Below are 17,306 nucleotides of genomic sequence, written 5' to 3'. Positions count from 1 at the left end.
CAGGCCCGGCTGTCCCGACATTCAGTCTTGAGAAGAAACTATCGCTAAGAGAGAATAGTATTCTCTATACTGAAGAACGCAAGTACGGAAGGGGTGGTCACGGTGACGGTCACCCGGATCATCGAGGAGATTCCACGGGTGACAGATCCGTTGAACGGCGGCACCGTAACGATCCACCTCGATCGCAAGAAGGTGACCGTGCCGCTGGTTCCCGGCGAGACCCTGTTGCAAAGCGCGCGACGGGCCGGCCTGGAGCCCCCGTTCAACTGCGAGGCCGGCAACTGCGGCACCTGCATGGCCCGGCTCACCGAGGGCCACGCGACGATGCGGGTCAACGACGCACTCGATGACGACGAGGTGGCCGACGGCTACATTCTGACCTGCCAGGGCGTACCCGATACGCCGTCGATCACGGTGCAATACGAGTAGTCGCAGAGAGGCGGCCACATGGCCAAGGGGATCATCCACGTCGAGACTCGACCCAGTTCGCCGGATCGCGAGCAGGAATACAACACCTGGTACGACGAAGTCCACCTGCCCGAACTCGTGGCGCTGGACGGATTCGTTTCGGCACGCCGACTGCGCCCGGTCGGCGGCGACGGCCCCTACCTCGCACTCTATGAAATCGAGGGCGATGACCTGCAAGGGATCCTGAACAACATGAGGGCCAACGCCCGGCAGCTGCACATGTCCGATGCGCTGCAATTGGATCCGCCGCCGGTGATGCAGTTACTCGAGGTGACAACCGAGTACGGCCCGACGGGTTAGATGCAGCGGGCAATGTATGTCGCCGCAGCCAGTCCAGCGCGGGCTTAGCCCCCGTCGTGTTCAGGCAATTTCGGCGGAGGACGATATTCGGGCTGATAGCCCCCCACGTGAATCGGGTTGCCAACAAGCCGGAAATCACCCGCCTGCACAACCACTTCCGGCGTCACCTTGAGTGCCTCGGGCAGGGTCCGGACGGCGGCCACCGGCACACCCAGCGGCCGCAACCGCCGCTCCCAGCCGACGGCGGTGTCGGTCGCCAGCGCTGATGTGACGACCGCCAGCACCTCGTCGCGGTTGGCCACGCGTTGGGTCATCGTCTCGAAACCGTCGATCCTTGCTTCGGTGGCAAAGGATTTCCAGAAGCCGTCATGAGTGATGAATAGCGCCAGGTAGCCGTCGGCGGTTGGGAAAAGTTGCGCCGGAACGTAATACGAATGGGCACCGTACGGATGGCGCTGCGGCTCGGTGCCTTCGTTGAGGTAGGCGGCGGCATGGTAGTTGAGCTGGGAAAGCATGACGTCGCGCAGCGACACGTCCACTTGCCCGCCCTGGCCGGAGACGATCTTGGCCAGAAGCCCCAGTGCCGCAGACATTCCGGTGGAATTGTCGGCTGACGAGTAACCGGGCAGCGTCGGCGGACCATCCGGTTCGCCCGTCAGAGCTGCGGTTCCGACAGCCGCCTGAACGACGTAGTCGAATGCCGGAGCGTCGCCGCCGTACAGACCGAAACCGGTGATCGCCACACAGACGATCCGCTCATTCCAGCGTCGCAGCGCCTCGTAGGTGAGGCCCAGCCGGCGAATGGCGGACGGCTTCAGGTTCACCAGCAACGCCTGCGTCTCGGCTACCAGCTCGCCCAGACGTTGTTGTCCCGCATCGGAATTCAAGTCAAGGCAGATACTTGACTTGTTGCGGTTGAGGCTGGCGAAATAGCTGTCTCCCACACTGCGGGAGATCTCGCCGCCGGGCGGCTCGATCTTGAGGACCTCGGCGCCGAGGTCGGCGAGCAGCATGGTGGCATACGGTCCGGCCAGCATGGTGCCGACCTCGAGGATACGGATCCCGGCCAGTGGCCCCGCGGAGCTCACCGCAGTTCCGTTGCGAGCTCGGCGATCATCTCCCGGGTCCGGCGTTTGGAAGCGACGAGTTCGTCGCGGTTGTCACCGATCGGCAAGAGCCGCACCGAGAGGTCGGTAACGCCGGCGTCGGCGAAAGAGTGGAATCGCCGCAGAATCTGTTCCGAGTCGCCGGCCGCGCACAGATCGCCGACATCGCGGGCATCGCCGCGTTCCAGCAGGCGCTGGTAGTTGGGCGACACCTCGGCCTCGCCGAGGATGCGGTTCGCCCGCTCCTTGGCCTCATCGACTTTGGAAGGCCCACACAGGCATACCGGGATGCCCGCGACGATGCGCGGCGGGAGACGCCCGGCGTCCGCGGCGGCCTTGGTGATCTTCGGCGCGATGTGATCACCGATCGCACGCTCGTCCGCCATCCACAACACGGTGCCGTCGGCGAGTTCACCGGCAAGCTGCAGCATCACCGGCCCCAGCGCGGCGACCAGCACCGGCATCGGGGTATCTGCCCCGATCGCCGTCGGATTGTGCACGGTGAACGAATCGTTTTCGACGTCAACCGGTCCCGGCCCGGCAATGGCGGCGTTGAGCACCTGCAGGTAGTCGCGGGTGTAGGCGGCCGGCTTGTCATAGGGTAAGCCGAGCATGTCTCGGATGATCCAGTGGTGCGACGGGCCGACGCCCAGAGCCAGCCGCCCACCGGCCACCGCATGTGTCGAGAGCGCTTGGCGGGCAAGGGCAATCGGGTGTTGAGCCTGCAGCGGGACCACTGCGGTACCCAGCTCGATGCGCGAGCTGTGGGCGGCCATCAGCGACACCATGGTCAGACAGTCGAAGTCGTTGGGCACCTGCGGCATCCACGCGGTGTCCAGCCCTGCGGATTCGGCCCATTCGATATCGGAGGCCAGCTTGGCCACCTTACGGGCCATGTCGCCACGCTCGGCGCCGATCATCACTCCGACGCGCACTGTTCCTCTTTTTCTGACGTGGGCTGGGAAGTGCCGGTCAGTGCGCGGATGTCGCGCACCAGGTCGTCCAGCGATGTCCCGGTGGGGAATACCGCCGCGGCACCGGCGGACAGCAGCTTGGGCACGTCGGCGTGTGGGATCGTTCCGCCGACGACGACGGCGATGTCGGCGGCATCGGCCGCGCGCAACGCCTCGATTGTCCGTGTGGTGAGCGCCATATGAGCACCCGACAGGATGCTGAGCCCGACGACGGCCACGTCTTCCTGAACGGCGATCGACGCGATGTCTTCGATGCGCTGCCGGATCCCCGTGTAGATGACCTCGAATCCGGCGTCGCGCAAGGTGCGGGCAACAATCTTGGCGCCGCGGTCGTGCCCGTCGAGGCCGGGCTTTGCCACCAGAACCCTCACGGCCATCAGAACACCACCGGTTGCTGAAATTCGCCCCACACGGCCTTCAGCGCGGAGACCATCTCACCGACCGTGCAGTAGGCGTTCGCGCAGTCGATCAGGTTATGCATGAGATTGTCGGTTCCTTCGGCGCTGCGCGCCAAGGCCGCCAACGCGGATTGCACCGCGCCGCTGTCTCTTTCGGCTTTGACTTTGGAGAGGCGCTTGAGCTGCAGATCACGGCCCTCGGCGTCGAGTTCGTAGGTGACGACATCGTGTTCGGGTTCCTCGGTCACGAACCGGTTGACCCCGACGACCGGACGAGCGCCGGATTCAATGTCCTGGTGGATCTTGAAGGCCTCGTCAGCGATCAGGCCTTGCAGGTAACCGTCCTCGATGGCGTGGACCATTCCGCCGTGCCGCTCGAGGTCGGACATGATCTCGATGATGCGGGCCTCAGTCGCGTCGGTCAGCGCCTCCACGAAATAGGAGCCGCCCAGCGGATCCGCGACGCTGGCCACGCCGGTTTCGTGCGCGAGGATCTGCTGGGTGCGCAGCGCCAGTGTCGTGGTTTCCTCAGTGGGCAGGGCGAACGGCTCGTCCCAGGCCGCGGTGAACATCGACTGGACACCGCCGAGTACGGCGGCCATCGCCTCGTAGGCCACTCGGACGATGTTGTTGTGCGCCTGTGGCGCATACAGCGAAGCGCCCCCACACACGCAACCGAAGCGGAACATCGACGCCTTGTCCGTCGTCGCACCGTAGCGTTCCCGCACGATCGTCGCCCAACGTCGGCGTCCCGCACGGTATTTGGCGATCTCTTCGAAGAAATCGCCATGGGTGTAGAAGAAGAACGAGATCTGCGGCGCGAACTGATCGATCGTCATGCGGCCCCGTTCCACCACGGTGTCGCAGTAGGTGACGCCGTCGGCCAGGGTGAACGCCATCTCCTGCACCGCGGTGGCCCCGGCGTCGCGAAAGTGCGCCCCGGCCACCGAGATCGCGTTGAATCTGGGAACCTCGGCCGCGCAGAACTCGATGGTGTCGGCGATCAGCCGCAACGACGGCTCCGGCGGCCAGATCCAGGTCCCACGCGACGCGTACTCCTTGAGGATGTCGTTCTGAATGGTGCCGGTGAGCTTCGCCCGCGGTATCCCTTTCCGCTCGGCCGCCGCCACGTAGAAGGCGAGCAGGATCGCCGCCGTGCCGTTGATCGTCATGCTCGTGCTGAGCTTGTCCAGCGGAATGCCGTCGAACAGGATCTCGAAGTCCGCGAGGGTGTCCACCGCCACGCCGACACGCCCGACTTCCTCGCTTACCTCGGGATCGTCGGAGTCGAACCCGCATTGGGTGGGCAGGTCGAGCGCCACGGACAGCCCCGTGCCGCCCTGGTCCAGCAGGTAGCGGTAGCGGCGATTGGATTCCTCGGCGGTACCGAACCCCGAGTACTGCCGGAATGTCCACAGCTTGCCGCGGTACCCGGACGCGAAGTTACCCCGGGTGAAGGGAAACTCCCCCGGCGGTGGAGGCTCTGTCTTGTGGTCCTCCGGGCCGTACACCGGCGCGAGCGGAATGCCCGACGCGGTCTGGGCTGCATTATCCATCAGTGGATAACGTACTTGCAAAAAAAGAGAATGCCAATACCGTAGCGCTGACCTGGCCGAATACCTCATTACGCAACGGTCGTGACGGCCCGCGGGCGCCCCCTAGGCTGCTGATGAGGATGACGGAGGTCGACATGACGGGTTCTCGGGCTGTCAGGCCCTCAGAAGCAGACATCGACGCCGCGGCCAGGCACTTCGGTTTCCGCCTCGACGCGGCCGCACAACGGGACTACACGGCGCTGGTCGCCGCCGCCCTGATGTCTTATGACGCGGTTGACCAGCTCTACGACGAGCTCGCGCGGCCGCAAGTGCCCGAGCGTGCCTACCGATTTCCCGAGCCGGCCGACAACCCCCTCGGTGCCTGGTACGTCACCGCCGAGGTCGCGTCGGGTGCCGAGGGGCCGCTGTCGGGCCGGTCGGTGGCGATCAAGGACAACATCGCGGTAGCCGGGATTCCGATGATGAACGGCTCGCGGGTGGTGGAAGGTTTCATCCCCAGCCGCGACGCGACCGTCGTGCAGCGCTTGCTCGACGCTGGGGCGATCATTGCCGGCAAGAGTGTCTGCGAGGAGCTGTGCTGCTCGGGCTCGAGCTTCACCTCGGCCAGCGGACCGGTGCGCAATCCATGGGATCCCGCCCGTGAGACCGGCGGATCGTCCAGCGGCAGTGGCGCTTTGGTCGCCGCCGGCGCGGTGGAGCTGGCCCTCGGCGGCGACCAAGGCGGATCGGTACGGATCCCGGCATCGCTGTGCGGCATCGTCGGTCTCAAGCCGACGTACGGCCTGGTGCCCTTCACGGGCGCGTTTCCGATCGAGCGAACGCTCGATCACCTGGGCCCGATGACGCGCACGGTGGCCGATGCCGCACTTCTGCTCACCGTGCTCGCCGGACCCGACGGCCACGACCCGCGCCAAGGACCTGAGATGCCCGCGGTCGACTACCGGGGCGCGCTCACCGGCGATGTGGCCGGCCTGCGGGTGGGCGTGCTCGTCGAGGGCTTCGGGCAGCCCGGCGCGCTGCCGGAGGTTGACGAGCTGATCCGGTCGGCAGCGCAGCGGTTAACCGAGATCGGCTGCTCGGTCAGCGAAGTCAGTGTGCCCTGGCATCGCAACGCACTGCACGTCTTCGCCGTCATCTTCACCGATGGCTCGAGCTATCAGATGCTGGACGGCAACGGTTACGGCCTCGGCGTGCAAGGACTCTATGACCCAGAACTCATGGCGTACTGGGCAAGACAGCGAGCCGGCAAGGCCGATCAATTCGACGTCACCATCAAAGCAACGGCTGTGGCCGGACATTACGGCCTGAACCGGTTGGGCGGCGCATACTATGCGAAGGCGCGTAATCTACTGCCGCACTTGCGTGCAGCCTACGATGCGGCCCTTAACCAACACGACGTACTGGTGATGCCCACCGTGCCTGGCACGGCTGACACACTGCCCGGCGGCGGCCTTGCGGATTTTGCACTGCTCGAACGCACCCTCGGCAAGGCGTTCAACACCGCGCCGCTGAACGTCACCGGCCATCCCGCGATCTCGGTGCCCGCCGGTCTAGTTGACGGCCTGCCCGCCGGAATGATGATCGTAGGCAAGCGATTCGACGATTCCACCGTCCTGAAGGTCGCGGCTGCGTTCGAATCCCTCTGCGGCGGCTTCCCCACTCCATAGCGCAAGGTGGGCGAGCAGGCGCCATGCTAAGCGCGGCAGAGGATTTCGCCGTTTGGGATCGCCAGCCAACCATCCGGGTCCTTAGCCCACGCCAGCCACGCCCCGGAGATCTCCTCGAGTTCGGCGATTGTGGCCATGCCCGACTCCACCAGCTGGCGCGACAAGTCCGACTGAAGAATACGGTCGGCCCACATCCCGCCCCACCATTCGCGAGTGTCGTCCGTCGCGTAGCACCACATGCTGCCGGTGGGGGTGATGTCGTCGAAGCCCGCGGCACGCGCCCAGGACAGCAGCCGTCGGCCCGCATCCGGTTCCCCGCCGTTGACGCGGGCTGCGCGCTGGTAAAGATACAGCCAGCGATCCAGCGCCGGAAGCTGCGGGAACCAGATGAAACCCGCGTAGTCGGCATCGCGGGCCGCCACGATTCCGCCCCGCACGCATACCCGTCGCATCTCGCGCAGCGCCTGAACCGGATCGGCCACGTGCTGCAGCACCTGGTGAGCGTGGACGACGTCGAACGTGTCGTCGGGAAAGTCGAGCGCGTGCACGTCGGAGATCACAAACGACACGTTCGGAACGTTGCGCGCTTTCGCCTCAGCGCGGGCCAGGTCCAGCGCAGCGTCTGTTGGCTCGACGGCCGTCACCGATCCGGGTGCGACTCGGTCGGCAAGGTCGGCGGTGATCGTCCCAGGGCCGCAACCGATGTCGAGTACAGACATTCCCGGCTGCAGGTGCGGCAACAGGTAGCCGGCGGAGTTCTCCGCCGTGCGTTGCCGGTGACCGCGCAGCACCGACTCGTGATGTCCGTGCGTGTAGACAGCCCGTGGGTTCATGGCGTGAGCTTACCGCTGCTTGCTTAATTATGAGATAGAATTCTCACTATATAAGACGCACCTAATCTACAGGGGCGTTGAGATGCGGGCGGTCTGCGCCGGCGCCGGGCCCGTCGAAATGCCACCACTCTCCCTGGTAGACGGTCAATCCGCCGTAGTTCATCGCATCCCGTAGACGCTTGCGGTTCGCCTGCGCCTCCACGCTGACGCCCTGGGTCGCGAAAGCGTTTGCGCGTGAGGAGAAGTCGTCGAAGTCGGTACCCATGTCGGCCAGGCAAGGCCCGTTCGCCTCCTGCCGCTCCGGCGGGCATGGTGTTTGCGGGAAGGCGAATGTCACGTCCACCGAGCGCCCGGCTTCGTGACTGTGCGCATACTGCCCGGGGCGCGCCACCCAGGCCGGGTTGGGGACAACATTGAACATCTTGACCTGGACGTCGTGCGGCCGGTAGCAGTCCCAGAACACCAGCGCCTGCCCCTGCGGGCGCAGGGCCGTCGCGGCGGCCGCGAGGCCGGGAGCCATCGATTGGTGCACGAGGCATCGGGCGTCGGCGGGATACAGCTGAGTGTGGGTGAAGTTGGTGGTAGTCGCGTAGCGCAGGTCGATGATCGCGTCGGGAACCACGGTGCGGACATCCACGAGCCCGGCCGCGTGCGCCGCGTCGCTCACTGGCGGCACACCTGGACCCGACGGGTCAGCGGCGGCGACCCCCAGACCCAGCGGCGCGACTGGTCCCACGCAGGCCACGAGGAGAAGTACCTGCCGAAAAAAGCCCATCCCGGCATTGTCCGCCAATCGACGTCGTCGCCGACGTAACGCCACACGCTGGTGTTACGTCCACCCACCCGTTGCCAAACGGAGCCGGTTGGCGTAGGAGAAACACATGCGCATGAGCCTGATCGCGAACCTATCCAACAAGACCCCCGTCGAGAGCTGTATCCGTGAGCTGACCAAGGCACGCGACGACGGGTTCGCCCGACTCTGGCTGACGCAGATGCCATTCGACGTCGACCTGCTCACCGTGCTGGCGGTCGCGATGCACGAGGTAAGCGACATCGAGGTCGCCAGCGGGGTCGTACCGATCCAGAACCAGCACCCGATGCTGATGGCCCAACGTGCGTTGACGCTCAACCTCATCGCGGGCGGGCGATTCACCCTCGGTGTGGGGGTCACCCACCGCACTGTGACCGAGGGAATGTGGGGAATCTCCTGGGACCGCTCGGTTCGACGCTTGCGCGAGTTCCTCGATGGCCTGCTTCCGCTGCTCGCCGGCGAACCCGTCAACACGACGGGCGAAATGCTGACAACCAGAGGCGCGCTGCAGATTTCCGGTGCACCCACGCCGGAGGTGTACGTCGCGGCACTGGGTCCGCAGATGCTTCGGCTGGCCGGCCGGCGCACCGCCGGAACCATCACGTGGATGACCGGACCCAAAACGCTCAAGGAGCACATCGTGCCTACCCTGCGCACCGCGGCTGCCGAGGCCGGGCGCCCCGACGGAGCTGTCAGCGTCGCCGCCGCGCTACCCCTCGCCGTCACCGACGACGTGGCCGCCGTGCGTTCACTGGCGGCGGAGCAGTTCGCCATGTACGGCCACCTGCCCTCGTATCGGGCGATGCTGGATCGCGAAGGCTATGCCGGACCGGAGGACGCAGCGCTAATCGGCGACGAGGCGACAGTGCGCGACAGGCTCGACGACGTCCGCGCGGCAGGTATCGACGAGTTCGTCGCGATCCCTTTCGACGCATCTCCCGAGGGGCGGGACAGAACACGGGCCTTCCTGCACGACTGGGTTTCTCGATCAACCTGAGCACAGATCGCTAGTCGTCGCGGTTCCGGCCTGTGTACGCAGCCGACCGCACGAGATCTTATCGTAACCTTAGATTCTCCTTATTTTCCTTATTTTTGGGTCTAGTGTCGTGTCCCGAGATGGCCCGACTGAGGGGAGACTCGTGAACGAGCTCGGTGAACGCGCGGTGGTATGCGGGGCGGGGATGGCCGGATTGCTTGCCGCTCGGGTGCTCGCGGAGTTCTACAAGACCGTGACGATCGTCGAACGCGATCAACTACCCAACGGTGCGGTCCAGCGCCAAGGCGTGCCCCAAGGTCGGCACTTTCATGCCCTGTCGATCGGCGGCTCGCAAATACTAGAGCGACTTTTCCCCGGGCTGCTCGACGAACTCAAGGCCGCCGGCGCAACGGTCTGCGCTGACGGCAACCTGTCGCGGGTCTCTTTTACGGCGGGAGGACACGAGCTCAACCGGTCAGGCCAGTTCGCTGACCCGACTGCGGTAGTCATGTTTCTCATCAGCCGGGGGCTCTTGGAATATGCTGTCCGGCAACGTATTCGCGACATCGCTAATGTGGTCGTCCTGGACGGTCACGACGTGGTCGGGCCTGTTGCGGCGCGGCGCCACCAGATCACCGGAGCTCGGGTTGTCGACCGCGACACCGGTGCGGAGGAGGTTCTGGATGCCGACCTAGTCATCGATGCGATGGGCCGCAGCGCACGTACACCGGCGTTTCTGGAAAGCCTGGGCTATAGCCGGCCCATCGAGCAGCGCGCGGTGATGCATGGCAGCTATTCCAGCCAGCTACTGCGCATCCCGGACGGAATGATCGCCGAGCAATTGATCTTCGTCTGTCCGGAATCGAGCCGACCGACCGGTGGCGCGTTAGCGGCCTATGAGAACGGCACCTGGATGCTCTCGGTCGGATGCGTCGACGGGCGTCAGCCGCCCAGGGACTCAGCCGGCTTGATCGCGTCTTTCGCTCAATTCGCACCCCCTGCCGCCGTGGCGGCTTTGCGTGCCGGCCAACCCCTGGGTGAAGTCTCCGTGATCCGCCATCGCGGCGCATGGCGACGCTACGACAAGATGTCCGCACTGCCCACCGGCTTTTTGGTGTTCGGCGATGCGATTTGCAGCCTAAACCCGATCTACGGCCAGGGCATGACCATGGCGCTGCTGGAAGCAGTCGCGTTGCGCGACTGCCTATCCCACGGTGATGCCGATCTGATCGGACGATTCCTCGGGGCTGCCGTTCGATGAATCCGCCCCGTCTGGGCGGCAAACCAGGCCAACGACCTCTACATGACCAAACCGGAGGGCCGGCGGTCGCTATCGCAAAGGCTGGTCACATGGCGCATCGGCAAGACACTCGCCGCGGCCGAAAATGACCCCGCGCTCACAGAGAGAATCTTCCGGGTGACCCAATTCATTGACCCGCCCTCGACACTCCTGCGTCCCAACTTGATGACGCGTCTCGCCACCAACTTACGGCCAAGAACACGACGCGAAGTGACGACCACATATCGCGAGGCTCTCCGTTGAACACCGACCTGCCGCTCACCGACGGTGGCAGTGCAAGTCCGCGAAGCCGACCCGAGTTCGGGAAGGCGCTTTCAATCCTTTTCTCTCCGTCTACGTTTCACATCGTGGGCGCAGATTGCTGAGGCGAGCAGACCGCCGGGTGGTGAAGTGAGCGGATCGCCCAGCATTGCGGTTCGACTGCGTCCGGGCACCCGTCGTCTTGCGCAACTATAGTTGGGCTGAGCCACCGGCACCGGCTCAAACAAGAGAGAGAGGCCGATGATCGGCACCGCGTCTGACGCGGCAGCAGACAAACCACGCGATGGCTTTACAACCTCCCCTGTCGTTCTGCTGTCGGGTGAAACCGCGCCTTCCCGAGAGCTGCTCGGTAACAAGGGGTATGGCATCGACCTGATGCGTCGGCACGGCCTTCCCGCGCCACCCGCGTTCTGTATCACCACCGAGGTCTGTCGACGGTATTTCGCTGACCCCGAGCACACGATAGAGACCATCTGGAACGACGTCCTGTCGGCGATGCAATGGCTGGAGAACGAGACCGCACGCCGGTTTGGGACCGGGCCGCGCCCGCTGCTGGTCAGCGTCCGTAGTGGTGCCGTCCAATCCATGCCGGGCATGCTGGACACCGTGTTGAACTTGGGCATCGACAACACCGTTCACGACGCTCTCGCGGAATCCTTCACTCCCAGTTTCGCCGCCGACATCCGCGACCGGTTCTGCGCGCTATATCGACGAATCGTGGCCACAGACGAGGCGACCGATGTCCCCGACGACCCGTACGCGCAACTCAGGGGCGCGATCGAGGCCGCATTCAGGTCCTGGAACTCGTCGAGGGCGCAGACCTATCGACGTCACCACGGCCTGGATGAAACCGGCGGCACTTCGGTTGTGGTGCAGGCGATGGTCTTTGGCAATATCAACGCCGCCAACTCGGGTACCGGAGTCCTGTTCTCTCGCAACCCGATGACCGGTGCCGACGAACCGTTCGGTGAATGGCTGGCCGGCGGCCAAGGAGAGGACGTCGTCTCAGGCACCACGGACTGCCAGCCCGTCAGCGCACTCCGCGCCACGTTGCCGGGCGTGTACGAGGAACTACTTTCCGCCGCGGCCATTCTGGAGCAGCTCGCCCGCGACGTTCAAGACATCGAATTCACCGTGGAAGACGGGCGATTGTGGCTGCTGCAAACCCGCAGTGCCAAACGCTCCGCGCAAGCCGCCGTCCGACTGGCACTCAAATTGCACGAAGAGGGACTCATCGACGCTGTCGAAGCGCTGCGGCGCGTCCACCCCACCCACGTGGAAACGCTGTTGCTACCGTCACTACAGCCCGAAACACGTTTGAACGCAACCCTACTCGCCAAAGGGCTGCCCGCCTGCCCCGGCGTGGTATCCGGGCAGGTCTACTCCGATGTTGACGCGGCAATCGATGCCGCCGAGGCAGGCGAAGACGTCATCCTGGTGCGTTGCACCACCAGTCCCGATGACGTCCAAGGCATGCTGGCCGCGCGCGCCATCGTCACCGAGGTCGGCGGCACCACGTCGCATGCGGCAGTGGTGAGCCGCGAGATCGGACGTCCTGCCATCGTCGGGTGCGGAGTGGGTATCACCACCGCCCTCGAAGGCAAGCGGGTCACCGTCGACGGCACCGAAGGTGAAGTTCGCGAAGGCATCTTGGAGCTACGCGCCTGGTCGATGACCGACTCCCCGGATCTGAAGCAGTTGGCTGACCTGGCGCGTCGGGTCGGCCCGCTGCGCGCTCATGTCGACGGGAATTACTTTCGGCTGCAGGATAATTCCGCTGCCGCTGTGCGAGAAGCAATGGCCGCAGGTCACACCGACGTCGTTTCCCCCAATCCCTTGATAACCATGCTGACCGCGCTGCGGGCGGCCAGTGCGCTCGACGGGGGAAGCATCCGTGCTTGAGCTGAAAGTCCTGCAGGCCGTCCGCCTCAAGGGCAGGGTCAACCCGGCGGATCTCGCCACGACGATCGACGAGGATGCCACAGAAATCTCTGAAGCCGTTGCCTCACTTTGTGATTCGGGTCTGCTGGCGGCGGACAAAACGGTACGGCTGTCCCCACGGGGCCGTGAGCGACTCGCTGAGCTGCTGGCGCAGGAACGCGCATCCGCAGACACAGCCGCCATTCTGGCCGAATACGACAAATTCCGTGGTGTCAATGCGAAATTCAAGGCACTGGTGACGGATTGGCAACTCAGACACGGTGAGCCCAACGACCATCAAGACCTCGAGTACGACAGCGAAGTACTAGCACGACTGGACGACCTCCACGCGAAGGTGGTGCTGATCATCGACTCGATAGCCGACGATCTTCCCCGGCTGGGGTTCTACGGCGACAAGCTGACCAGCGCGTACCAGAAGGTTCGCGGCGGCGACACGACCTGGCTGACCCGGCCAATCGTCGACTCCTATCACACGGTGTGGTTCGAGTTGCATGAAGAACTGATCGGAGCCGCAGGTCTCACCCGCGAAGGCGAAGCGGCCGCCGGTCACGCGGGATAGTCTCGCGCTCGACGGCGTCGCTCCGCAGCCTTGCGCGATGGTGGCCAGGGGCGGGATCGAACCGCCGACCTTCCGCTTTTCAGGCGGAAGGAATGGCCGTTGACCTGCGGTTTAACGACGCCCATACGTCAAATGCGGCGCGCTGAGCGCGTCTGACGCACGGTGTTCGTCCGACGATCGGACACAAACCGGACACGCTGACAGCACTCCCGACAGGGAACCTATGATCGCCCGTCACTCAGTGATGCGCGACGAGGGCTCCCGGGGAGCAGGTACCCGATGCCCAGCGCCAAAGGGTCGACCACACGTCCAACGAGCACGGCCGCAGAGCGACCGACTGATGCAACTGAGACCACCCGAACAGCCAGCCGGAACACGACCGGAGCCGCGGACGCCGGTAGACCGCGAGTGCTCGAGGCCGCCAAGGCCGCAGGGCGCGAGAGCGGCAGCGGTCGGTCGAACGGCGGGAGCGGCGTAGGCCGTGTTCCGGCTGGGACCAACGGGCTTGTTATATGTCCCAAAAGTGTCCGCGACACCGGCGAGGGCAGCGTTGATGCGCAGCTGTCGGCCGCAGATGCGCTGGGGCTGCGGTTCCAGAACTCCGACTTGGTGGCCTCGGCGGCAGCGCTGTTTGAGCCGGCACAGCCATGGGCAGGCGGGCAAGACCGTCTCGCGGTGGAACCAGAGTCCGGCCGGTTCCGGATCACGATCGGCCCCGGTGTAGTCCGCCTCGGCTGGACCAGTCCTGTGCGTGCGGAGAAGGCATCGGAGCGGTCAGTCGACCGTCACCGGCTGGATGTGGCCGCCGAGGAGGATCGCATAAATACGGGCCGTAACATGTCCAACTCGCCTGGGCGAGCGATCACGGAATGGTCTCGCAAATCTCGTGCCGCGATGTGCCGCGCCTTCGCCGAGCTCGACTACACACCGCTGGTGGAATGCGGCCGTGTGCCAGCGATGGTGACCCTGACCTACCCAGGCGAATGGCAATCCGTTGCGCCAGACGGCGCCAGCGTGAAACGGCATATGGCCTTGTGGCGCAAGCGGTTCCAACGCGAATGGGGTGAACCGGCCCGGTATATCTGGAAACTGGAGTTTCAACGCCGCGGCGCACCACACATTCACATGTGGATGACTCCGCCGCCCGCTGTGGGGCGATCAGGCCGCACGTTCCGCGACTGGCTGTCACAGGAATGGGCAAACATTGTCGGCCATCCAGATCCGGAACAACGCGCGCGTCACTTGCTCGCCGGCACGGGGATCGACGTTCTCAACGGATTGCGTGCGTGCGATCCCAAGCGCCTGGCCATTTACTTCACCAAACACTCTTCGCCGAATAAGTTGGGCGATAAGGAATATCAGCACATTGTCCCCGAAGCCTGGCGGCGGCCGGGCTACGGGCCGGGTCGCTTTTGGGGGGTCCACGGGTTGCGACGAGCGACCGCGATTGTGGAGATCAATAAGGATGCGTACCTGACCGCAAGAAGGATCATCCGTCGCTGGTCTCGTTCACAAACCAGCTACGGTAATTCCACGCAACGCTTCCCCACCGCGGTCGTTCCGCGAATGGCGCGCTTCGTAGTTCGACGAGTGGACAGTCAGACTGGCAAAGTACGCCATCGGAGGGTCCGCCGGCGACGGCTTCTTTGTAACCAAGGCGGAATTGCTGGCGGCTACGTGCTTGTGAATGACGGACCGGCGTTCGCATCCCAGCTTGCGAAGGCGTTATCGGTAGAGAAAGGCTCATCCGGACCCAACCGCGACCTGCCGCTTCATGTCGTGCCTGAGGGCCCTGGCTCGTGGTCGTCGGCTTTGAGCTGAGCATGAACGAGTCTATTGCGCGCAATGCCCATGCCCTTCAGCGCTTCGAGCAGCGCAGCAATGATGTCCGAGACGACGAGTTTGTCTTCGCCGTCTGACAGCCCGTAGTCATAGAGTTGCCAACGGTATTTATGATCTTCCAAGCGTGGCCATAGGTCGGCTACAACTGGCACGAATTCATCTACTAACTCAGCCAATTCTGCGCGGAGAACTATGAAGTCGCCGGGTTTGCCGGCGTTACCCGGGATATCGGATGATTCGTTCACTCGGTGGACCTCTGCGTCGGTCGGCGATGGTGCCGACACATTTTGTGCGCAGACTATAGGACGGGGGCAGCACCGCTGCACGATGGCGCGAACTCCTTACCTGCTAGTCCTTCTCACCCGGGCGACGACGACCCAACACGCATTTCCGCAAGCCGCAGGGCCGTCGAGCGAGGTATTCACATACGAGACGTACGGTGACACGTCTGCGGGGGCACCTAGCGTGGCCGTAGGCCGATAAACACGACGTCGTGAATTGTTCGCGCGATCAGATCTTCGTTGAGCGCATCGTCTGTGATGAGGTAGGTCAGCGCGCTGGTGGTGACCGCACCGAATAGGGCGATGGCGGCAGCTCTCGGCTTGTCGAGTGCCACGAGTGAGCCGTCGGCGGCACCCGCCCGAAGCAAGGTCTCGACGGGTTCGAAGTAGGCAGTGGTGATCATGTCCGCGATGGCGGGCATGCGGGCGGCGCGGCCCAGTTCCCCGATGAGGGCGCGACAGACCGCGGGCCGCTGGGCCATCACGCGCAGTTGAGCATTGATGACGGCGTGCAGGCGTTGGGCGGCGGTGCCGTCTGCCTCGACGATCGCGGTGACCTCGTCCGCGACGTGTTGTAGGACGTCTTCGAGCAGGAAGGCGAGTATTTCTTCTTTACCGGCGAAGTAGTAGTAGAGCGTGGCCTTGGCGATGCCCGTGGTCGCGGCCACGTCTTCGATCTTTGTGTCGTTGAGTCCGCGCTCGGCAAAGAGTTCGGCCGCAGCCGGCAACCGTTCGGAAATCTGAGCGGGAATCTTACGCATAAAGTCCTCCCCTCGGTTTAAACTCTCAGTCTAAACCGGTGTTCTGCAATGTGGCAGGAGACGCTCATGTCGACCGTACAACTTCGCTACGACCCCTTTGACCCGGAAATTCAGGATGACCCCTACCCCGTCTACCGGCAGCTACGCGACGACGCACCCGTCTACCACGCCACCGATACCAACACGTGGGTACTGAGTCGCCACGCAGATGTCATCAGCGCGCTGCTGGACCATCACAGCTACTCGTCGGTCGACGGAGTATTTCCGACTCCGCCGGGCTCGACTTTTCGCGAATCGCTGCTGCCGATGATGATTTTGATGGATCCCCCGCGACACGATCAGCGGCGGGCATTGGTGAGCAAAGCCTTCACACCACGCCGAATCGCGGCGCTGACGTCCGCGATCGAGGACCTCGCTGATCACTTGACGGGCGGCCTAATCCAGGAAGCAGGTTCGGCCGATTTCGTCGCCGACTTCGCAGCTGTACTACCAGCGATGGTGATCGCTGATTTGCTCGGTGTGCCGCGCGAGGACCGCACACAATTTCGGCAATGGTCGAACGCGCTGGTGCAATCCAATCCCACCCACGGCGAGACCGGCGAGGCTTTGGCAGCCGCGGCCGCGATCTATGGGTACTTCACCGATTTCCTCGCCGACCGCCGCCGCCAACCGCGCGACGACTTGATGTCAGCGTTGGTGTGTGCCGAGATCGACGGAAAGCACCTCAGTGACGACGAACTGCTTGGCTTTTGCCTGCTGCTGCTGATCGCGGGTCATGAGACGACGTCGAATCTGCTGGCCAACGCCGCGGTGGTACTGGCCGACTATCGCGACACCCGCCGCCAGCTGGCTGGCGATGAGAGCTTGCTCGGGGCAGCCGTTGAGGAGTTGCTGCGGTATGACTCACCGGCGCAAGGACTTTCGCGAACGTTGACCCGCGACGTCACAGTGCATGGCGTCAGGATGTCCGCCGGTGAATCGGTGCTGTTGTTGTTCGGCTCGGCTAATCGTGACGAACGCGTGTTCGCCGATCCCGACGTATTTGATATCGGGCGCAAACCCGAACACCAAGTGGCATTCGGCAGGGGCATTCACTTCTGCCTCGGCGCGTCGTTAGCGCGGATGGAGGCCCGGATTGCGTTGCGTGCCCTGCTGGCCCGGGTGCCCAACTGGGAGGTCGACCTAGAGCGCGCGCAACGCCTGCGGTCGGGCCCCATCCGAGGTTATCTGTCGTTGCCGATCTCGTGGTCGCCAAATTAGCCGCGCTGCAGG

Annotated in this window: 17 protein-coding genes and 1 tRNA gene; 9 read left to right on the top strand and 9 right to left on the bottom strand. The window is 64.4% G+C overall.

Features of this window, described 5'->3' with window-relative positions; translation table 11 throughout:
- Positions 1-102: 102 nt before the first annotated feature.
- A complete protein-coding gene (locus AC5Y21_RS10950) occupies positions 103-429 on the top strand; it encodes a 2Fe-2S iron-sulfur cluster-binding protein (protein ID WP_499912150.1) in 327 nt (108 codons plus the stop codon).
- 18 nt (positions 430-447) lie between these two features.
- Positions 448-768, top strand: coding sequence for a hypothetical protein (locus tag AC5Y21_RS10945; RefSeq protein ID WP_499912148.1), 321 nt, complete (start codon positions 448-450; stop codon positions 766-768).
- A 44-nt stretch (positions 769-812) separates the two neighbouring features.
- Here the strand turns inward: AC5Y21_RS10945 and AC5Y21_RS10940 are convergent, their stop codons facing one another.
- The 4 genes from AC5Y21_RS10940 to AC5Y21_RS10925 are packed head-to-tail and all read right to left on the bottom strand — an operon-like array spanning position 813 to position 4,802.
- Entirely contained in the window at positions 813-1,805 is a 993-nt protein-coding gene (locus AC5Y21_RS10940) for a CaiB/BaiF CoA transferase family protein (protein ID WP_499912377.1), read from the bottom strand.
- A 47-nt stretch (positions 1,806-1,852) separates the two neighbouring features.
- Positions 1,853-2,809 carry an LLM class F420-dependent oxidoreductase gene (locus AC5Y21_RS10935; protein WP_499912147.1) on the bottom strand — a complete coding sequence of 319 codons (957 nt, stop codon included), beginning with the start codon at positions 2,807-2,809 and terminating at the stop codon, positions 1,853-1,855.
- Positions 2,794-3,225, bottom strand: a complete 432-nt coding sequence (locus AC5Y21_RS10930; RefSeq protein WP_499912145.1) for a cobalamin-dependent protein — start codon at positions 3,223-3,225, stop codon at positions 2,794-2,796. The genes AC5Y21_RS10935 and AC5Y21_RS10930 overlap by 16 nt, the downstream gene beginning before the upstream one ends.
- Positions 3,225-4,802 carry a methylmalonyl-CoA mutase family protein gene (locus AC5Y21_RS10925; protein WP_499912143.1) on the bottom strand — a complete coding sequence of 526 codons (1,578 nt, stop codon included), beginning with the start codon at positions 4,800-4,802 and terminating at the stop codon, positions 3,225-3,227. Before AC5Y21_RS10925 ends, AC5Y21_RS10930 begins: the two co-directional genes overlap by 1 nt.
- Positions 4,803-4,936: 134 nt before the next feature.
- On the opposite strand from AC5Y21_RS10925, the gene AC5Y21_RS10920 reads away from it, so the two are divergent.
- Complete coding sequence (locus tag AC5Y21_RS10920) at positions 4,937-6,469, top strand: amidase (protein WP_499912142.1); 1,533 nt, start codon at positions 4,937-4,939, stop codon at positions 6,467-6,469.
- Positions 6,470-6,495: 26 nt separating this feature from the next.
- On the opposite strand, the gene AC5Y21_RS10915 is transcribed toward AC5Y21_RS10920, so the two are convergent.
- Positions 6,496-7,302, bottom strand: a complete 807-nt coding sequence (locus tag AC5Y21_RS10915) for a class I SAM-dependent methyltransferase (protein ID WP_499912141.1) — start codon at positions 7,300-7,302, stop codon at positions 6,496-6,498.
- 61 nt (positions 7,303-7,363) lie between these two features.
- Positions 7,364-8,077 (bottom strand): M15 family metallopeptidase, encoded by a 714-nt coding sequence (locus tag AC5Y21_RS10910; RefSeq protein ID WP_499912139.1) that lies wholly within the window; start codon positions 8,075-8,077, stop codon positions 7,364-7,366.
- Between the two features lie 106 nt (positions 8,078-8,183).
- Here AC5Y21_RS10910 and AC5Y21_RS10905 point away from each other — a divergent pair, with 106 nt between their 5' ends.
- The 4 genes from AC5Y21_RS10905 to AC5Y21_RS10890 all read left to right on the top strand — a co-directional run bounded on the left by AC5Y21_RS10905 (position 8,184) and on the right by AC5Y21_RS10890 (position 13,150).
- Positions 8,184-9,110, top strand: a complete 927-nt coding sequence (locus tag AC5Y21_RS10905; protein WP_499912138.1) for a TIGR03564 family F420-dependent LLM class oxidoreductase — start codon at positions 8,184-8,186, stop codon at positions 9,108-9,110.
- A gap of 142 nt (positions 9,111-9,252) precedes the next feature.
- Entirely contained in the window at positions 9,253-10,350 is a 1,098-nt protein-coding gene (locus AC5Y21_RS10900; RefSeq protein WP_499912137.1) for an FAD-dependent oxidoreductase, read from the top strand.
- 540 nt (positions 10,351-10,890) lie between these two features.
- Positions 10,891-12,552 (top strand): pyruvate, phosphate dikinase, encoded by a 1,662-nt coding sequence (locus tag AC5Y21_RS10895; RefSeq protein WP_499912135.1) that lies wholly within the window; start codon positions 10,891-10,893, stop codon positions 12,550-12,552.
- Positions 12,545-13,150: a MarR family transcriptional regulator gene (locus AC5Y21_RS10890; RefSeq protein WP_499912134.1), complete on the top strand. Its 606-nt coding sequence runs from the start codon at positions 12,545-12,547 to the stop codon at positions 13,148-13,150. Before AC5Y21_RS10895 ends, AC5Y21_RS10890 begins: the two co-directional genes overlap by 8 nt.
- Before the next feature lie 38 nt (positions 13,151-13,188).
- Here AC5Y21_RS10890 and AC5Y21_RS10885 read toward each other — a convergent pair.
- Positions 13,189-13,256: transfer RNA gene (locus AC5Y21_RS10885), tRNA-Phe, on the bottom strand.
- 173 nt (positions 13,257-13,429) lie between these two features.
- On the opposite strand from AC5Y21_RS10885, the gene AC5Y21_RS10880 reads away from it, so the two are divergent.
- Positions 13,430-14,971 (top strand): rolling circle replication-associated protein, encoded by a 1,542-nt coding sequence (locus AC5Y21_RS10880; protein ID WP_499912133.1) that lies wholly within the window; start codon positions 13,430-13,432, stop codon positions 14,969-14,971.
- Here AC5Y21_RS10880 and AC5Y21_RS10875 read toward each other — a convergent pair.
- On the bottom strand, positions 14,923-15,237 hold the full coding sequence (locus AC5Y21_RS10875; protein WP_080677204.1) for a hypothetical protein: 315 nt from the start codon (positions 15,235-15,237) through the stop codon (positions 14,923-14,925). The genes AC5Y21_RS10880 and AC5Y21_RS10875 overlap by 49 nt on opposite strands.
- Positions 15,238-15,452: 215 nt before the next feature.
- A complete protein-coding gene (locus AC5Y21_RS10870; protein WP_499912131.1) occupies positions 15,453-16,034 on the bottom strand; it encodes a TetR/AcrR family transcriptional regulator in 582 nt (193 codons plus the stop codon).
- Positions 16,035-16,100: 66 nt separating this feature from the next.
- Between AC5Y21_RS10870 and AC5Y21_RS10865 the strand changes: the two genes are divergently transcribed.
- Positions 16,101-17,294: a cytochrome P450 gene (locus tag AC5Y21_RS10865; protein ID WP_499912129.1), complete on the top strand. Its 1,194-nt coding sequence runs from the start codon at positions 16,101-16,103 to the stop codon at positions 17,292-17,294.
- Positions 17,295-17,306 lie beyond the last annotated feature (12 nt).

The organism is Mycobacterium sp. NGS41 (assembly GCF_059812725.1).
This window is presented reverse-complemented; position numbering and strand designations above follow the sequence as displayed.

Excerpts from the sequence above, each read along its gene's own strand:
- AC5Y21_RS10945 (WP_499912148.1), top strand. The coding sequence starts at position 448 with ATGGCCAAGGGGATCATCCACGTCGAGACTCGACCCAGTTCGCCGGAT.
- AC5Y21_RS10940 (WP_499912377.1), bottom strand. The coding sequence starts at position 1,805 with ATGCTGGCCGGACCGTATGCCACCATGCTGCTCGCCGACCTCGGCGCC.
- AC5Y21_RS10930 (WP_499912145.1), bottom strand. The coding sequence starts at position 3,225 with ATGGCCGTGAGGGTTCTGGTGGCAAAGCCCGGCCTCGACGGGCACGAC.
- AC5Y21_RS10925 (WP_499912143.1), bottom strand. The coding sequence starts at position 4,802 with ATGGATAATGCAGCCCAGACCGCGTCGGGCATTCCGCTCGCGCCGGTG.
- AC5Y21_RS10920 (WP_499912142.1), top strand. The coding sequence starts at position 4,937 with ATGACGGGTTCTCGGGCTGTCAGGCCCTCAGAAGCAGACATCGACGCC.
- AC5Y21_RS10915 (WP_499912141.1), bottom strand. The coding sequence starts at position 7,302 with ATGAACCCACGGGCTGTCTACACGCACGGACATCACGAGTCGGTGCTG.
- AC5Y21_RS10910 (WP_499912139.1), bottom strand. The coding sequence starts at position 8,077 with ATGGGCTTTTTTCGGCAGGTACTTCTCCTCGTGGCCTGCGTGGGACCA.
- AC5Y21_RS10905 (WP_499912138.1), top strand. The coding sequence starts at position 8,184 with ATGCGCATGAGCCTGATCGCGAACCTATCCAACAAGACCCCCGTCGAG.
- AC5Y21_RS10895 (WP_499912135.1), top strand. The coding sequence starts at position 10,891 with ATGATCGGCACCGCGTCTGACGCGGCAGCAGACAAACCACGCGATGGC.
- AC5Y21_RS10880 (WP_499912133.1), top strand. The coding sequence starts at position 13,430 with ATGCCCAGCGCCAAAGGGTCGACCACACGTCCAACGAGCACGGCCGCA.
- AC5Y21_RS10870 (WP_499912131.1), bottom strand. The coding sequence starts at position 16,034 with ATGCGTAAGATTCCCGCTCAGATTTCCGAACGGTTGCCGGCTGCGGCC.
- AC5Y21_RS10865 (WP_499912129.1), top strand. The coding sequence starts at position 16,101 with ATGTCGACCGTACAACTTCGCTACGACCCCTTTGACCCGGAAATTCAG.